14 protein-coding genes and 1 pseudogene are annotated in these 17,272 nt (G+C 38.1%); all 15 read left to right on the top strand.

The window, feature by feature from the left end; genetic code table 11:
* Positions 1 to 272 precede the first annotated feature (272 nt).
* Complete coding sequence (locus DPV85_RS09445) at positions 273 to 1,052, top strand: hypothetical protein (protein WP_032827502.1); 780 nt, start codon at positions 273 to 275, stop codon at positions 1,050 to 1,052.
* Positions 1,053 to 1,076: 24 nt separating this feature from the next.
* The gene (nadN, locus tag DPV85_RS09440; RefSeq protein WP_049357781.1) at positions 1,077 to 2,888 is read left to right on the top strand and encodes an NAD nucleotidase; all 1,812 of its coding nucleotides are present in this window, start codon (positions 1,077 to 1,079) and stop codon (positions 2,886 to 2,888) included.
* Positions 2,889 to 2,896: 8 nt separating this feature from the next.
* A pseudogene (gene mnmA / locus DPV85_RS09435) lies at positions 2,897 to 3,628 on the top strand (tRNA 2-thiouridine(34) synthase MnmA); the annotation flags it as partial.
* 81 nt (positions 3,629 to 3,709) lie between these two features.
* Positions 3,710 to 4,528, top strand: coding sequence for a hypothetical protein (locus tag DPV85_RS09430; protein ID WP_111327822.1), 819 nt, complete (start codon positions 3,710 to 3,712; stop codon positions 4,526 to 4,528).
* A 190-nt stretch (positions 4,529 to 4,718) separates the two neighbouring features.
* The gene (locus DPV85_RS09425) at positions 4,719 to 5,846 is read left to right on the top strand and encodes an acyl-CoA dehydrogenase family protein (RefSeq protein ID WP_111327821.1); all 1,128 of its coding nucleotides are present in this window, start codon (positions 4,719 to 4,721) and stop codon (positions 5,844 to 5,846) included.
* 13 nt (positions 5,847 to 5,859) lie between these two features.
* Complete coding sequence (locus tag DPV85_RS09420; RefSeq protein ID WP_065245881.1) at positions 5,860 to 6,666, top strand: phosphate/phosphite/phosphonate ABC transporter substrate-binding protein; 807 nt, start codon at positions 5,860 to 5,862, stop codon at positions 6,664 to 6,666.
* A gap of 53 nt (positions 6,667 to 6,719) precedes the next feature.
* Positions 6,720 to 7,898 (top strand): cobalamin-independent methionine synthase II family protein, encoded by a 1,179-nt coding sequence (locus tag DPV85_RS09415; RefSeq protein WP_111327820.1) that lies wholly within the window; start codon positions 6,720 to 6,722, stop codon positions 7,896 to 7,898.
* On the top strand, positions 7,882 to 8,346 hold the full coding sequence (locus DPV85_RS09410) for an OsmC family protein (RefSeq protein WP_049358033.1): 465 nt from the start codon (positions 7,882 to 7,884) through the stop codon (positions 8,344 to 8,346). The genes DPV85_RS09415 and DPV85_RS09410 overlap by 17 nt, the downstream gene beginning before the upstream one ends.
* 255 nt (positions 8,347 to 8,601) lie before the next feature.
* On the top strand, positions 8,602 to 10,629 hold the full coding sequence (locus tag DPV85_RS09405) for a BCCT family transporter (protein WP_165816496.1): 2,028 nt from the start codon (positions 8,602 to 8,604) through the stop codon (positions 10,627 to 10,629).
* A complete protein-coding gene (locus DPV85_RS09400) occupies positions 10,604 to 12,613 on the top strand; it encodes a BCCT family transporter (RefSeq protein WP_243584689.1) in 2,010 nt (669 codons plus the stop codon). The genes DPV85_RS09405 and DPV85_RS09400 overlap by 26 nt, the downstream gene beginning before the upstream one ends.
* Before the next feature lie 165 nt (positions 12,614 to 12,778).
* Positions 12,779 to 13,009, top strand: a complete 231-nt coding sequence (gene tatA, locus DPV85_RS09395; RefSeq protein WP_005695386.1) for a twin-arginine translocase TatA/TatE family subunit — start codon at positions 12,779 to 12,781, stop codon at positions 13,007 to 13,009.
* A gap of 2 nt (positions 13,010 to 13,011) precedes the next feature.
* On the top strand, positions 13,012 to 13,617 hold the full coding sequence (gene tatB / locus DPV85_RS09390; protein WP_111327818.1) for a Sec-independent protein translocase protein TatB: 606 nt from the start codon (positions 13,012 to 13,014) through the stop codon (positions 13,615 to 13,617).
* A 9-nt stretch (positions 13,618 to 13,626) separates the two neighbouring features.
* Complete coding sequence (tatC, locus tag DPV85_RS09385; protein WP_111327817.1) at positions 13,627 to 14,421, top strand: twin-arginine translocase subunit TatC; 795 nt, start codon at positions 13,627 to 13,629, stop codon at positions 14,419 to 14,421.
* Between the two features lie 56 nt (positions 14,422 to 14,477).
* Positions 14,478 to 15,500 (top strand): porphobilinogen synthase, encoded by a 1,023-nt coding sequence (gene hemB, locus DPV85_RS09380; RefSeq protein ID WP_111327816.1) that lies wholly within the window; start codon positions 14,478 to 14,480, stop codon positions 15,498 to 15,500.
* 234 nt (positions 15,501 to 15,734) lie between these two features.
* Positions 15,735 to 17,084 carry an NADP-specific glutamate dehydrogenase gene (gene gdhA / locus DPV85_RS09375; protein WP_111327815.1) on the top strand — a complete coding sequence of 450 codons (1,350 nt, stop codon included), beginning with the start codon at positions 15,735 to 15,737 and terminating at the stop codon, positions 17,082 to 17,084.
* The last annotated feature ends 188 nt before the right edge of the window (positions 17,085 to 17,272 follow it).

Below are 17,272 nucleotides of genomic sequence, written 5' to 3'. Positions count from 1 at the left end.
CTAAACTCGAAAGCGATTTAAGAATATAGCTTACTTTTTTCTCTGTATATATAGACAAAAAGCCTGCGAGTTTTATACTTTTTGAGCAAAATTGCAAGTTTTGGATGAGCATTCTAATAAGTACGTTATATTCTCTTGAAAAAGTAAACATTATCATTCACATGCAATTTTGTTTTACGTATAATCTAAGAAACTCTCAAATAGTTTTAGGTCAAGTTTACGCGTTAAGCGGTATTTTATATTGATAAAATATCAGTTAAATGAGGTTTATTATGAAAATCAGTTTTCATTCTGTGTTACTTGGATTAGCGTCATGTATTGGCATTCAACAATCTGTGATAGCGAGTCCTCCTTCGTCTTCTCACCAATCAATATCTACTGAGTCCGCTGAGGCTTTAAAGCAACAATTTTCAATCGCTTTAGCTAAACAAGAAAAGCAACAAATTTCTATTTTACAGAAAAAACTCACCGCACTTTTTTCTTTACCTCCCCAATTTCTTGATAATCAGATCCAAATAAGCGAAAAAATCCTCACTCGCATTTTTAAAACAGATAAAAATCTCACCCCTAAATTTCTTGATTATTTATACTTTGAACCGATAAATACTGGCGATGCTAATTTAATTCAGGAAATGAAGAAAAACTTACTGGTGTCTTTTTTAGCGAATGAGCAGGCAAAAATTTATATTCGTCAAACAGATAATTCGGAGCAATTTGTTCAGGCTTTAATAGAACGGGGAGCCAAACCAGATCAAATTATATTATTGTCTTTGGATGCTAAAGGCATATTTCAAAAAATTATTGAACAGATGCGTCAAGATTTTCCTAATCAAACAACTTTTTCTATTACTGAGAATCGAGTGAGTTTGATAACCCCTTCTTCTGAAATTAAGCCCCGCCTCGCTCTAGCCAATATGATGTTTGCTCGCCAATTTAAAGGGGTGGAAGTTGATGATTTTTCGTATTTGGATCAAGCACGTGAAAATCTTCAACACAATAACTATGCTATTCGTTATAAGACTTTCCAAGCAATGCTTGAAGGCTTAAATTAATCCGTTTACTCACAAGGAGCCATTATGTTTTTATCTAAAAAATCAGTTACCTTTGCAGTTAGTGCGTTAGCAATGCTTTGCTCAGGTGCAGCCTTTGCTAAAGAAGCGCCGCAAGCACATAAAGCTGTGGAGTTAAGTATCTTACATATTAACGACCACCATTCTTACTTGGAACCGCACGAAGCGAGAATTAATTTAAATGGTCAACAAACAAAGGTTGATATTGGTGGTTTTTCTGCTGTGAATGGGAAACTTTATGAGTTACGTAAAAAGTATAAAAATCCATTAGTGCTACATGCAGGTGATGCGATTACCGGTACGCTGTATTTCACCCTTTTTGGTGGTTCTGCTGATGCGGCTGTCATGAATGCTGGTAATTTCCATTATTTTACTTTGGGTAACCATGAATTTGACGCGGGTAATGAAGGTTTATTAAAACTACTCGAGCCATTAAAAATTCCAGTACTTTCAGCCAATGTTATTCCTGATAAAAATTCAATTTTATATAACAAATGGAAACCTTACGATATTTTCACTGTGGATGGAGAAAAAATTGCCATTATCGGTTTAGATACCGTGAATAAAACGGTTAATTCATCTTCACCAGGTAAGGATGTGAAGTTCTATGATGAAATTGCTACCGCACAAATTATGGCAAATGCGCTAAAACAACAAGGCATTAATAAAATCATTTTACTTTCACATGCAGGAAGTGAAAAAAATATCGAAATTGCTCAAAAAGTAAATGATATTGATGTGATCGTTACTGGGGATTCACATTATTTATACGGAAATGATGAATTACGTGGTTTAAAACTTCCAGTAATCTATGAATATCCGCTTGAATTTAAAAATCCGAATGGCGAACCGGTATTTGTAATGGAAGGTTGGGCTTATTCTGCTGTTGTGGGTGACTTAGGTGTTAAATTCAGTCCTGAAGGTATTGCGTCTATTACTCGTAAAATTCCTCATGTGTTAATGAGTTCTCATAAACTTCAAGTGAAAAATGCGGAAGGTAAATGGACTGAATTAACAGGCGATGAACGTAAAAAAGCGCTTGATACTTTAAAGTCAATGAAGAGTATTTCACTTGATGATCATGATGCAAAAACAGACATGCTTATTTCAAAATATAAAAGTGAAAAAGATCGTTTAGCACAAGAAATTGTTGGCGTCATCACCGGTTCTGCAATGCCGGGTGGTTCAGCAAATCGTATCCCAAATAAAGCAGGCTCAAATCCAGAAGGTTCTATTGCAACGCGTTTTATTGCAGAAACAATGTATAACGAACTCAAAACAGTGGATTTAACCATTCAAAATGCAGGCGGTGTTCGTGCGGATATTTTACCAGGCAATGTAACCTTTAATGATGCTTATACTTTCTTACCTTTCGGGAATACGTTATATACCTATAAAATGGAAGGTTCGTTAGTGAAACAAGTGCTTGAAGATGCGATGCAATTTGCTTTAGTTGATGGTTCTACAGGGGCATTCCCTTATGGCGCGGGCATTCGTTACGAAGCGAATGAAATACCAAATGCGGAAGGTAAACGTTTAGTCAGCGTGGAAGTATTGAATAAACAAACCCAACAATGGGAACCAATTGATGATAATAAACGTTATCTCGTTGGTACTAATGCTTATGTAGCTAGCGGTAAAGATGGTTACAAAACTTTTGGTAAATTATTTAACGATCCGAAATATGAAGGCGTTGATACTTACTTGCCTGATGCGGAAAGTTTCATTAAATTTATGAAAAAACATCCGCACTTTGAGGCTTACACTTCATCAAATGTGAAATTTAATGCTTCTAGTGATGCGTTACCTAAAAAATAAAAGCTAAAAACTATATTGCTACTGGCCATTATGTGCGTCGTCGTGGCGCAGATAATCAAGCGGAGCTATTGCTCGGCTTAGATAGCAACAAAGACCAAAGCTATTTCCTTTACACGTTGAGTAAAAATCAGGTAGGCCAAAGCCTTTTCCCTGTCGGTGAAATTGAAAAGCCGATCGTACGTGCTATTGCAGAAGATTTAGGTTTAATTACCGCGAAGAAAAAAGACTCTACTGGTATTTGTTTTATTGGTGAGCGTAAGTTTAAGGATTTCTTAGCACGTTATTTGCCGGCTCAACCAGGTGACATCCGTACCGTAGATGGCGAGATTATTGGTCGCCATGAAGGCTTGATGTACCACACCCTGGGGCAGCGTAAAGGACTAGGTATCGGTGGATTAAAAAATGCCGGTGATGAAGCCTGGTATGTAGTAGATAAAGATGTGGAAAATAATGAATTGATTGTGGCACAAGGCCATGATCATCCACGTTTGTTCTCCAAAGGCTTAATTGCCAAGCAGCTACATTGGGTGAGTCGTGAGTCCGTGCGTGAAGCGTTCCGTTGCACAGTGAAAACTCGTTATCGTCAAACGGATATTGCTTGTTTGGTTGAGCCGATTGATGACGATTGCATTCGAGTGATTTTTGACGAACCGCAAGCCGCAGTCACACCAGGTCAATCAGCGGTATTTTATCTTGATGAAGTCTGCTTAGGTGGCGGCATTATCGAAGAACGAATTTAATCAATATTGAATAAAATGCGGTCAGAAATTTAAGGATTTTTCTGACCGCACTTTTTAATTATTTACCTAATGGAGCTTTTTATGCGTTACATCGTATTGGGATGTCTGTTAACGTTGTTTTCCACTACACTTTTTGCTCAGTTAAAAACAGATTTAGCCTTATTAAATTTGAAAGGACCAGTAAAAAAATGGGAAATGAAATCGATCAATCCGAAAGATTCTTCAATTTTGGAGCATAAGATTACTTTTTTTAATCCGCAGGGATTTAAAACTAAAGAAAAAACCTTAGGGGATGTTGTTTTGACACAAAACTTTGTGTATGACGAAAAAGGACGTTTGATTAAATCTTTTATAGAAGGTGATAATAATGCTATCGAATATCTTTATCACACTAATTCTGATGGTTCATTGACAGTAATCCATAAGTATAAAGCGAAAGATATGCCTGATATCATCATATCTGAAAATACCTATGATAAAAATGGATTGCTCATCATTGAAAAAAAAGAAGATGAGTCTTGTGAGGAAGGGTGTGAAAAACTTGAAAATGGCATGAATAAGTATAGTCATCATTATGATGAACAGGGCAATCTTGTAGAAATTAGAAATGAGCTTTTTAATAATGAGTCTACCAAATATACCAACAAATATATTGATGGCAAATTAGTTGAACAAACAGAATACATGTATGGTGGAAAAGTTGTAAGAACTTTTGATGCAAATGGATATCCGATCAAACTTGAAGACTTTCCGCCTTATGGATTTGGGGATGGTAGTGTATCCTCCATAAAGCGTTGGAAAAATACAGTGGATGATCATGGTAATGTGGTGAAGATTGAAGAATTTGATGATGTTAATCATCCAAGCTTAATAATTATAAACTCATATGAATACTATTAGCTCAAAGTGCGGTCAGAAATTTAGAGATTTTCTGACCGCACTTTTTCCCCGTGAATCTTCACGGTCTAAAAAAACATGATCCACATCACATTACTGAAATTATTGTGAATTAAATACTAGAAAAAAGAAACTGAGAATAATAATATCCGCCCCGTAGAAAGTTTTTCTCAACACACAATAAGGATATATTATGTCGCAAATCTATACTCAGGTGAGAAAGTTAGCGGAACAGTTTATTGAGCCTTACGCCGACGAACTCGATCAAAAAAAAGAATTTCCTGTTCAGGCATTTAAAGAATTAGGTAAAGCCGGTTGGTTTTCACTTTTAATTCCAAAAGAATACGGCGGAATGGGATTAACTCTAAAAGAACATGCTGAAGTCTGTATGGCATTAGCTGAAAGTTCAGCCTCTGCTGGTCTCTGTTACATGATGAGTAACGTTGCAGTGAATTGTTTAAATCTATTCGGCAGCGATCAACTCAAACAAAAAATCTTTTCAGACATTGTTCAAAATCAAACCTTTGCCGCACTCGCCTATAGTGAATTAGGCACAGGTACTCACTTCTATATCACCGATGCAACCGCACAATTTAATGCTGAATATGCAGTATTCAATGGCTTAAAATCCATGGTGACATCGGGCAATTATGCCTCTTATTATTTAGCACTTTTGCCTTCCGAAAATGGCGAAACTATTGATAACTGGGTGCTTCCACTTGGTACTCAAGGCTTAACTTTTGAAGCTGATAGCTGGAATGGCTTAGGTATGCGTAGTAATGTTTCTTGCTTTATGCGCATGACCGATATGCCATTAGATCGTAGCTGGCGTATTGGTGAAGTTGGCACAGGCGCAGAACAAGTATTTGGTGGCATTGCACCAGCCTTTATTTGTGGTTTGGCAGCAGTCTATAGTGGCGTATGTAAAGCCGTGCTTACTGAGGCAATTAAACATTCAACACACCGTAAATACACATCGGGCACTGCATTAGCTGAAATCGAAACCGTGCAAATTCACTTAGCTAAAATCTATGCAAACACAAACGCTGCTGTATGTGCTACGCGAGATGCGGCTCGTGCAGCCACAGAAGGTGATGCAGATGCATTAGCTAAATTATTAGCTGCCCGAATTCTCGCGAGCGAAAACGCTATTGCTCTTGCTCAAATTGGTATGCGTATTGGCGGTGGCAAGGCTTATAACAAAATGGGACCAATGGAACGCTATTTACGCGATGCATTAGCAAGTCAAGTGATGGCGCCAAGCGTCGATGTGCTAAATATTTGGTTAGGTAAAACCATTACAGGTCAACAAATTCCATAAAGTGCGGTGAAAAATGAGTGAGAAATTAAAAATTGGGGCGGTAATCTACGCCCCACAAGTGACAGTTATTTGGGGAATTATTGCAGACTTTTTCGAAAAAGAAGGATTCCCTATTGAGCCAGTGTATTTCAAAGACTACAAAGGACAAGTTGATGCGTTACTCAATAATGAAATTGATGTAGCGTGGAACTCTCCCCTAGCTTGGTTAGATGGTTACTTACGTAGTGGCGGTAAAACCTTAAATGGTGCCATGCGTGATACCGATCAAGATCGTCAAAGCTATTTAGTTGTTAATGATCCAACTATCCAATCAATTGAAGATTTAAAAAATAAAACTATTGCTTTTGGTGCAATTGATTCCCCACAAGCGCGGTTAATTCCTATCGAGTTTTTACATCAACATGGCTTGGAATTTGGTCAAGATTATGTAGAAAAACGCTTTGATGTGGGTGTTGGTTTGCACGGTGATCATGTAGGCGGTGAATTAGATGCAGCCAATGCATTAAAAGATCGTCAAGTCTCGGCAACATGGATGTTAGATTTCAACTTTGAACGTTGGACAAAAGATGGCACACTCGATCCAGCAACAGTTCAAGTACTTGCAAAAACACCATCATTTGACCATTGTATTTTCAGTGGGCGCGTGGGATTAGATGAAACCAAATTCAATGCATTCACCGAAACCTTGTTCAAAATGGATTACAACAATCCAGAACATAAAGAAATGATGGATTTGGAAGGATTAAAACGTTGGGTTGCGGGTAGAACAAAAGGTTTTGCTCAATTACAAGCAGCCAATGAATATTTAAAATTCTTGTAATATCAATATGTCATGATGGGCGTGTAATAAACGCCCATCATTGTGGATTTTCTATGAAACCTTTCACAACTTCCCTTTTAGGCTCAATGCCTCGTAGCCAAGTACTTTTGATGGCACGTAAAAAGCACGCACTCGGCAAAATAACCACTACAGAGCTTGAGCAAATCGTTGTTCAAGAAACGAAACAAATTGTCGCACTTCAACAACGCACTGGCATTGATATCATCACTAGCGGTGAATTACTTCGCGACAATTACCTTTCTTTTATTGCACAAAAAATTCAAGGCGCGACCTTAATGAGCATGAGTGAAATGCTCGATCACATTAAAGAAAAGCAAGTTTTTGAATCGATGCTAGAAACCTTGGATGTTCCCGCACTTTCCATAAAAAATGCTATTTGCGTGGGAAAAATCAGCTACAAACAATCTTTAGTAGCAGATGAAATGTTGCTACTGAAAAACCTAACCAAGCAACCAATTAAAGCAACCTTGCCTGGGCCTTACTTAATGGCTCGCTCCATGTGGCTTTCGCCTGTGTCAGGGCTACATTATTCATCAAAAGAAGAAATGGCGAAGGATGTTGTTGCTATCTTAAAACAAGAAATTGATCATTTATGTGAACTAGGGGTAAGTGTAGTTCAATTTGATGAGCCTGTTTTGACAGAAGTTATTTTTAGCCATCATCAAACACGTTCATTTATGTGTGCGGCGTTAAGCGAAAAACAAGATTTTGCAGCAGAGCTACAGTTTGCGAAAAGTTTAATTACTCAAATCTTTGAGTATGCAAGAAATAAAAATATCAAAACCGCCTTGCACGTTTGTCGAGGAAACTGGAGCAAAGATGAAAGCGTATTACTGCGCGGGCCTTATACATCACTAGTGAATTTATTTGAATCGGCGTTACCTGATATTTTAATGCTCGAATTTTCTACGCCAAGAGCGGGAGAATTAAGTTCGTTGTTAGAAAGTGAAATCTTAAGACAAAAATGTATTTTAGGCTTAGGCGTCATCAATCCTCGTTCTGATGAAGTGGAAACCGTAGATCAGATTGTTCAACGAGCGGAAAAAGCTTTAAATTACCTTCCACCAGAGCAAATTTGGCTAAATCCAGATTGTGGATTTGCCACTTTTTCTAACCGCCCTTTAAATGGTTTTGATATTATTGAAGCCAAACTTAAGGTATTAAATGAGGCAAAATCAATATTGAGGGAACGTTATGTATCACGTACCTGAAAGTGAATGTTTTACAGCGAAATATCGAGCCGTATTACGCGGAGAAGAAATTAAATTATTCACACCGAATGACAGTATTTCGCTCTATTCACAAGTCAATTTCGATAACCAATCGTTACAAAAAAGTGCGGTAGATTATTTTGCTGTTTCTATTCTAGGTGGCATTTTGAGTAGTGTAAAAGCGCATTTTGCTCAACAACGTGCCGATATTGTAGAAATGGAAGGAAAAATTTGGCTCAACCTCGCCAATCCTTTAACCTTACTTGGTGTGCATGGTTATGATGAACCTCCACACATAACCGATTGTAAAATTAAAATTTTTATTTCATCTGATTTAGATGATCAGACGTTTGATAAGCTTACTGAAGCTGCATTAAGAAATTGTTTTATCTACAACACATTAAATAAAACGTTTTCTTTTACTGTCTTGTTTGAGCAAGTTTTGTAATTCATTATATCAGTTAAAAATACGACTTAAATTAAATACCATCAATATTTTCCTAATTTGAAATAATTGGTATTTTTTGATACCATAAATGCACTTTTGGAAACAATCCACTCAAATCCTACTGAGCGTTTTCTTCAAAATCGCACTTCTCCGTGCTATCATTTGCGATGGTTCCATCTCACCATTTAGGGCTTAAGGCCTTATTTTATTTAATCTGATTTTATTTTTATTCACTTAATTTTTAAGGGGGAAGCGTTGTCTTTATCTAAATTTATGGAAAAGCAAACGTCGTTCAATCCTTTAGTGATTGGTGCAACGTTATTTTTTGTGGTGTTGCTTGTCGCGATGATTTTAATCGCACCTGAACAAACACAAACTTTATTAAATGCTGCTAAATCGGGCATTTTTGCCAACTTTAGTTGGTTTTACGTATTAGCATTCTCAGTATTTTTGGGCTTTTTAGTCATTTTATCAGTCAGTAGCCTAGGTAATATCAAATTAGGCAATGATGAAGAAGAGCCTGAATTTGGTTTTCTGTCTTGGTTGGCGATGTTATTTGCTGCCGGTATGGGGGTAGGGTTGATGTTCTTTGGTGTAGCAGAGCCATTGACGCATTACTTATCTGATATTACCACAGGCAGCGCAGAGCATAAGCAACAAGAAGCCTTGTTACACACCTTATTCCACTGGGGAATTCATGCCTGGGCGGTGTATGGCACGATTGCGTTGGCATTGGCTTACTTTGGATTCCGTTACAAATTACCTTTGGCATTACGTTCTTGTTTCTATCCGTTATTGAAAGAGCGTATTAATGGCAAGTTAGGCGATCTTATCGACATTATGGCGTTACTTGCCACCTTATTTGGTGTTATCACAACATTAGGTTTTGGTGCATCACAATTGGGTGCAGGCTTACATCAATTAGGCTGGATTAGCGAAAATAGCTTCAGCTTGCAAGTTGTCGTAATTGCCGTGGTAATGAGTTTAGCGATATTTTCCGCGATTTCTGGTGTAGGGAAAGGGGTAAAAATCTTAAGTGAGCTGAATTTAACATTAGCTTTCTGTTTGTTGATTTTCGTCTTAGTGGCGGGACCGACACTTTATTTGTTATCCGCTTTTAGCGACAACATCGGAACGTATCTTAGCAACTTAGTAAAATTAAGTTTCAAAACCTATGTGTATGAACAAGAACATACAGACTGGTTTAGCGGTTGGACAATTCTGTATTGGGCATGGTGGTGTTCTTGGGCGCCATTTGTGGGCTTGTTTATTGCCCGAATATCTAAAGGACGCACAATTCGTGAATTTATTTTCGGCGTGTTGGTGATTCCTAGCATGTTCGGTATCTTGTGGTTTACCGTATTTGGTAATACAGCTATTTGGTTGAATGATGGTGAAGCTGCAGGTACGTTAGGACAAATGATTTCCTCGCCTGAAACGTTGCTCTTTAAGTTCTTAGATTATTTACCGCTTTCTGGTGTGACGGGTTTAGTGAGTTTAGTGGTGATTTCTTTATTTTTTATCACTTCTGCGGATTCGGGCATTTATGTATTAAATAACATTGCATCACGCGATAAAAGCCTTGCAGCACCTCGTTGGCAGGCCGTGATGTGGGGTATATTAATGTCAGTCGTTGCGATTGTTTTAATGCAATCAGGCGGCTTGGCTAATCTACAGGCAATGACGTTATTAGTGGCGTTACCTTTCGCCATGTTGATGTTGTTGATGTGTTTTAGTTTATGGAAAGGCTTGAATGCGGATAAAAAATATTTTGATACCAAAGTTAATCCAACCAGTATTTTCTGGACGGGGGATAAGTGGAAAGAACGTTTGGAACAAATGATGAACCAAACGCAAGAAAAAGATATTTTACGCTTCCTTAAACATACGGTATTACCGGCAATGCGTGAGCTACGCCAAGAATTGATTGGTAAATATGAATTGAGTGTGCAAATTAACACGTTATTTGATCAAGATGAACCTGCAGTCGAGTTAGTCATTCAAAAAGATTTGATGCGAGACTTTATGTACGGGGTGAAATCTATCGGTCGTGAGGTGTCAGAGCAATTAATTAATGATGATAACTTGCCACATATCCAACATAGTATGACTTATGAGCCATACACTTATTTCTTTGATGGACGAGTGGGTTATGATGTGCAATATATGGACCAAGATGAATTGATTGCCGATATGTTGAAACATTATGAACGTTACTTAAGTTTGCTAGACGATGTGGGTCAAGAATTGATGGCACATGAGCAAACAGAACTGGCTGAATAATAAGACTAAAGTGCGGTTGAAAATCCTCTTAATTTTTAACCGCACTTTTTATCTTAAAACAAATATGAAGATACAAAATACTTTCAAAGCAAATGTTATTTGGGGCAGTTTAGGTTTTAGTTTAGCGATTATTGCAGCCCTTTTATTTGATACGCAGCAAACGATATCTTATCTTGCTGCGGCGAAAGCCTTTATTTTCTCTCAATTTAGCTGGTTTTATATTTTACTGAGTGCATTTTTTCTATTCTTTTTACTTTTCTTGGCGTTAGGACGATACGGCGATATTAAACTTGGGAGTGATGAGGAAGAACCAGAGTTTAAATTAGGCTCTTGGATTGCATTACTCTTCACCTCTGGAATTGGTATTGGCATTGTTTTCCTTGGCGTAGCTGAACCGCTTTCACATTTTCTTTCACCAATAGGTGAATATGAGAAAGTTCGAACAGCATTATTTTTTAGTATTTTTCATTGGAGTATCAGTGCTTGGGCTATTTATGGATTAATTGCACTTACGATAGCTTACTTCGGATTTCGCTATAAATTACCCTTTTCTTTACGCTCTTGTTTTTATCCCTTACTGAAAGAAAAGATTAATGGAAAAGTGGGGGATGTCATTGATATTCTCGGGATTTGTACCACCTTATTTGGCGTAGTCGCAACCTTAGGTTACAGTGCGATTCGGTTGGCTGCAGCATTCCACTCAATGCATTTATTGGATAACTCACCGTATTTGGTTCCCCTTATTTTAGTGAGTGTTTTTATCATTGCTATCTTAATTTCACTGCAAGGGATTGCCAACGGGTTCCGTATTCTTAGTGAGCTAAATCTAGGCGTTACCTTTCTCTTTATGTTATTGGTTTTGCTATTCGGTCCGACAATATATTTAATTTCTGCTTTTACGGAAAATATTGGTACCTATTTAAGCGGTTTAATTAGAGTCGGCTTCAAGGCTTATGCCTATGATGTAGAACATCTAGATTGGTTTATGGATTGGACGGTTTTTTACTGGGCATGGTGGTTTTCATGGGCGCCAGGCTTTGGGATTTTTATCGCACGGATTTCTCGCGGACGAACTTTGCGGGAGTTTATTTTCGGCGTATTGATGGTACCAAGTTTATTCTTCGTTTTGTGGTTCACGGTATTTGGTAATGGCGCAATTTGGGTGAATGAGCATCTTGCTAAGGGGGCATTAGGCCAAGCTGTAAATAATGTAGGGTCACTCCTTTTTGATTTTCTGAGTTATTTACCCTATTCCGGTTTAACTAAAACGTTAGCTTTATTTATTATCACACTCTTTTTTATTGTAACCATTAACTTTGGTATTTATACGCTTAATAATATCGCAATTGAAGACAAAAGCCAGGTTTCACCTCGTTGGCAATCTATGTTTTGGGGTGGTTTATTGTCAGCTGTTACATTTGTTCTTTATCTTTTTGGCGGTATTGAAATACTACAATCAACGATGTTGTTTTTCTCTTTGCCTTTTGCTCTGTTGATGTCAGTGATGGCATGGAGTTTGTTAAAAGGTTTACGATTTGAACGTCAATATTATTCCACAGAGGTTTCAGATTTGTGGACAGGTGCAAACTGGCGTAGCCGTTTAAGACAGTTAGTGATTGAACCTAAGCGAGATGACGCCATTTCCCATTTAAAAACAACGGCACTTTTAGCAATGAGAGAGTTACGGCAGTTACTCATTGGTACCTATGGTCTAAATGTGACATTACAGCAACGTTTTGACGTCGATAATAATCAACTGGTCCTTTCTATTGAAAATGGATTAGCAGAAGATTTTTTTTACCAAATTACCTTGTTTGAGAAGCCCGCATCTGAAACAGCACAAGTTCATCATGCATTAATGGTTTCAACCAATATTCAATTGGAAGGTTATCCTTTGAATATCATAAAGGAAGAGGATTTGATCGTGGACATCTTGCAATGTTATGAGCGATACATGAGAGAGCTGGATTTTGTTATTTCATAATTCCTGTCTCATGAGCAAACAGAACTGGCTGAATAATAAGAATAAAGTGCGGTTGAAAATAACATTATTTTTTGACCGCACTTTTAAAATTACCTCTTGAGACAAATGCATAAAAAGAGTATATTCAAGCCCAAATTTTCAATTTAATTCTAACGGAGTTTTTCTATGTTTGGTTTATCCCCAGCACAAATGATTATTTTATTAGTCGTGATTTTATTAGTATTCGGTACAAAAAAATTACGCAATGCGGGATCTGATCTTGGCGCAGCAGTAAAAGGCTTTAAAAAAGCGATGTCTGATGACGAGCCAAAAAAAGATGCGGAGTTTACTCAAATTAAAGACGGCACAACAACCGCTGAAAAAACTGAAACTGTAAAAGATAAAGAACAGGCATAACCGTGTTTGATATTGGTTTTTCCGAACTTGTTTTATTGATGCTTGTGGGCTTAGTAGTACTAGGCCCTAAGCGTTTACCTGTGGCTATCCGCACGGTAATGGGCTGGGTGAAAACGATCCGTGGGTTGGCAGCTAATGTTCAAAATGAATTAAAACAAGAGCTTAAATTGCAAGAATTGCAAGATAGCATTAAGAAAGCGGAACAACTGAATCTAAAACAGCTTTCCCCAGATTTAAGTAAAACCGTTGAAGAGCTGAAAGAGCAGGCTCAAAAAATGCGTGCAGAGCTAGAAGAAAAAGCGGCTGCAGCGGGCACAACGGTAGAAGAGCAAATTAAAGAAATTAAAAGTGCGGCTGAAAATCCTGCTAATTCTGCTGAAAAACTCGTGGTGAATTCACAAGAAACTACAGAAAAACCATCTGAAACAGCATCGATAGAGCATGTAGAGAATGAACTTGCTGAAGTTTCAGAACCTGAAAAAATAGAAGTGGATTTGACCGCACTTGAAGCACATGAACAAGCTGAATTAACCGAGCGTTTATCTGATTACTATTCGCCGGATGATGTGGAACTGCAACCAGCACCTAAATCTGAAGCTAAGTCCTAGAGAATAATTATGAGCAATACGACGGACGATTCCCAACCGTTAATTACCCATCTTGTTGAACTCAGAAACCGCTTATTACGTTGTGTAATTTGTATTTTAGTGGTTTTTGTGGCGTTGGTTTATTTTTCTAATGATATTTATCATTTTGTCGCCGCACCTTTAACGGCAGTAATGCCAAAGGGCGCAACGATGATTGCAACCAATATTCAAACGCCTTTCTTTACGCCAATTAAATTAACCGCGATTGTATCGGTATTTATTTCGGTGCCTTATTTGCTTTATCAAATTTGGGCGTTTGTTGCACCGGCGCTATATCAACATGAAAAACGTTTAATTTATCCGTTATTATTTTCCAGTACAGTTTTATTCTATTGCGGTGTGGCATTTGCTTATTACATCGTTTTCCCTTTTGTGTTTAGTTTCTTTACTCAAACCGCACCAGAAGGGGTGGCTATCGCCACAGATATCAGTAGTTACCTTGATTTTGCTTTAGCATTATTCTTGGCATTCGGTGTGTGTTTTGAAGTACCTGTTGCTATTATTTTACTTTGTTGGACAGGTGTAACCACGACGAAAGCATTGGCTTCAAAACGTCCTTATATTGTTGTCGGTGCGTTTTTTGTCGGTATGATCTTAACGCCACCCGATGTTTTCTCACAAACGTTACTTGCCGTACCAATGTGCCTTTTATTTGAATTAGGCTTATTAGTTGCTCGTTTCTATCAACCGAAAGATGATGAAGAAGAGACAACGGATGAAGAAAGTGCGGTAGAAAATCAGGATGATTTGAATCACAAAGATTAAGAAAATGGGCGTAGGTGATACGCCCTTTTAACATCATAAAAAACAGGAATATTATTATGACTCAACAAATTTTAGGCGGTTTCCCAACCCGTCGTCTTCGTCGCTTACGTAAACATGATTTTAGCCGCCGTTTAGTGGCAGAAAATACTTTAACCGCGAATGATTTAATTTATCCGGTATTTATTATTGAAGGTGAAAATCATCGTGAACCAGTGCCTTCTATGCCTAAAGTTGAGCGTTTAACCATCGATCAGTTATTAATTGAAGCAGGTCTTTTAGTGAAATATGGTGTGCCAGTGATCGCATTATTCCCTGTGGTTGAGCAAGATAAAAAATCTTTAATGGCAGATGAAGCGTTTAACCCAAATGGTTTAGTACAGCGTGCAGTAAAAGCATTGAAAGCCGCGTATCCAGAATTAGGCGTATTAACTGATGTAGCACTTGATCCTTATACTATTCATGGACAAGATGGCATCATTGATGAAGAAGGCTATGTCTTAAACGATATCACAACAGATATCCTGATTAAACAGGCTGTTTCACACGCTGAAGCTGGTGCTGATATTGTGGCACCGAGTGATATGATGGATGGACGTATTGGTCGTATTCGTCAGGCATTGGAAGAAAATGGTCATATCAATACGCAAATTATGGCGTACTCCGCAAAATATGCGTCTAATTATTATGGCCCATTCCGTGATGCAGTCGGTTCTGCTGGGAACCTTAAAGGTGGTGACAAGAAAACCTATCAACTTGATCCAGCCAACGGTAATGAAGGCTTGCAAGAAGTGGCTCTTGATTTACAAGAAGGAGCAGATATGGTGATGGTGAAACCAGGTATGCCATATTTAGACATGGTATATCGCGTGAAAGACTATTTTGGTGTGCCAACCTTTGCTTACCAAGTTTCTGGTGAATATGCGATGCATATGGCAGCCATTCAAAATGGTTGGTTGAAAGAAAAAGAATGCATTATGGAATCATTGCTTTGCTTTAAACGTGCGGGTGCGGATGGTATTTTGACGTATTTTGCTAAGCAAGTCGCTGAATGGCTTTATTTAGAAGGTAAAAATAAATAAGCAACTTTTTAAGTTGAAGTGCTAATCCAGGCGCTAATATTAGATCTTATTCAATAAAAACGAGAAAATATTAAATATTTTCTCGTTTTTTATTTTTTCTTCATTTTTTCTATAAAAAAACTGTTGCCTAGTTGATTTTTCTATTGTTATATTGATGACACGCCGCAACAAGACGGTGATAAATAAAATAACGTTACACACATCATATTAACTCACTACTAGAAGGAAAATCCTATGTCAGCAGTAGCATCCTTAGACGCATTTCTTGAAAAAGTGGCTCAACGTGACGGCCAGCAACCTGAATTTTTACAAGCCGTTCGTGAAGTCTTCACGTCAATCTGGCCTTTCTTGGAAGCAAATCCTAAATACCGTTCAGAAGCTTTATTAGAGCGTTTAGTTGAGCCAGAACGCGCAATCCAATTCCGTGTGGCATGGACTGATGATAAAGGCCAAGTTCAAGTAAACCGTGCTTTCCGAGTGCAATTCAACAGTGCAATTGGTCCTTTTAAAGGGGGGATGCGTTTTCATCCATCCGTTAACTTATCAATCTTAAAATTCTTAGGTTTTGAACAGATCTTTAAAAATGCCTTAACCACATTGCCGATGGGCGGTGCGAAAGGTGGCTCAGATTTTGATCCTAAAGGCAAATCAGATGCTGAAGTGATGCGTTTCTGCCAAGCATTAATGGCTGAATTGTATCGTCATGTAGGTCCAGATACCGATGTGCCAGCGGGAGATATCGGTGTAGGTGGTCGCGAAGTTGGTTATCTTGCAGGCTATATGAAAAAATTATCAAACCAAGCTGCTTGTGTGTTTACTGGTCGTGGGCTTTCATTCGGTGGAAGTTTAATTCGCCCTGAAGCGACGGGTTATGGTTTGGTTTATTTTGCCCAAGCAATGCTTGCAGAGAAAGGGGATAGCTTCCAAGGTAAAACGGTTTTAGTTTCTGGTTCAGGTAACGTGGCGCAATATGCGATTGAAAAAGCGATGGAGCTCGGTGCGAAAGTGGTGACTTGTTCTGACTCAGCAGGTTATGTGTATTTGCCAGAAGGTTTTGACCGTGAAAAATTAGCCGCGTTATTAGAACTCAAAAACGTAAAACGTGGTCGCGTAAAAGAATTTGCGGAACAGTTTGGTTTACAATATGTTGCGGGTAAACGCCCTTGGGAAGTGAAAGCGGATATCGCTCTTCCTTGTGCAACTCAAAACGAATTAGAGATTTCAGATGCCAAAGCCTTAATTGCAAATGGCGTGAAATTAGTTGCTGAAGGTGCAAACATGCCAACCACTATCGAAGCAACAGAAGCATTCTTAGAGGCTGGTGTATTATTTGGCCCAGGTAAAGCAGCTAATGCAGGTGGTGTTGCGACATCAGGCTTAGAGATGGCGCAAAGTTCACAACGTTTATACTGGACGGCTGAAGAAGTGGATAAGCAGCTTCATCGTATCATGTTAGATATTCATGCCAACTGTAAAAAATACGGTTCAGCAGAAGGCCAAGCAAACATTAACTACGTAGTTGGCGCAAACGTCGCAGGCTTTGTAAAAGTAGCTGATGCAATGTTGGCTCAAGGGGTTTATTAATCCAATAAATGAATGAAAATTTGACCGCACTTTGTGATGAAGTGCGGTCATTTTTTATGGTGAATTTCTCAAGTAGAAATAGGCTATCGGCTTGCTTTTTTGCTCAAAAAGTGTAAAATCTTCAGGCTTTTTGTCTATATATACAGAGAAAAAAGTAAGCTATATTCTTAAATCACTTTCGAGTTTGA

Source organism: Haemophilus parainfluenzae, assembly GCF_003252725.1.
Lineage (GTDB): Bacteria > Pseudomonadota > Gammaproteobacteria > Enterobacterales > Pasteurellaceae > Haemophilus_D > Haemophilus_D parainfluenzae_L.
Note: the sequence above shows the minus strand (reverse complement) of the source record. Positions and strands in the feature narration are given on the sequence as shown.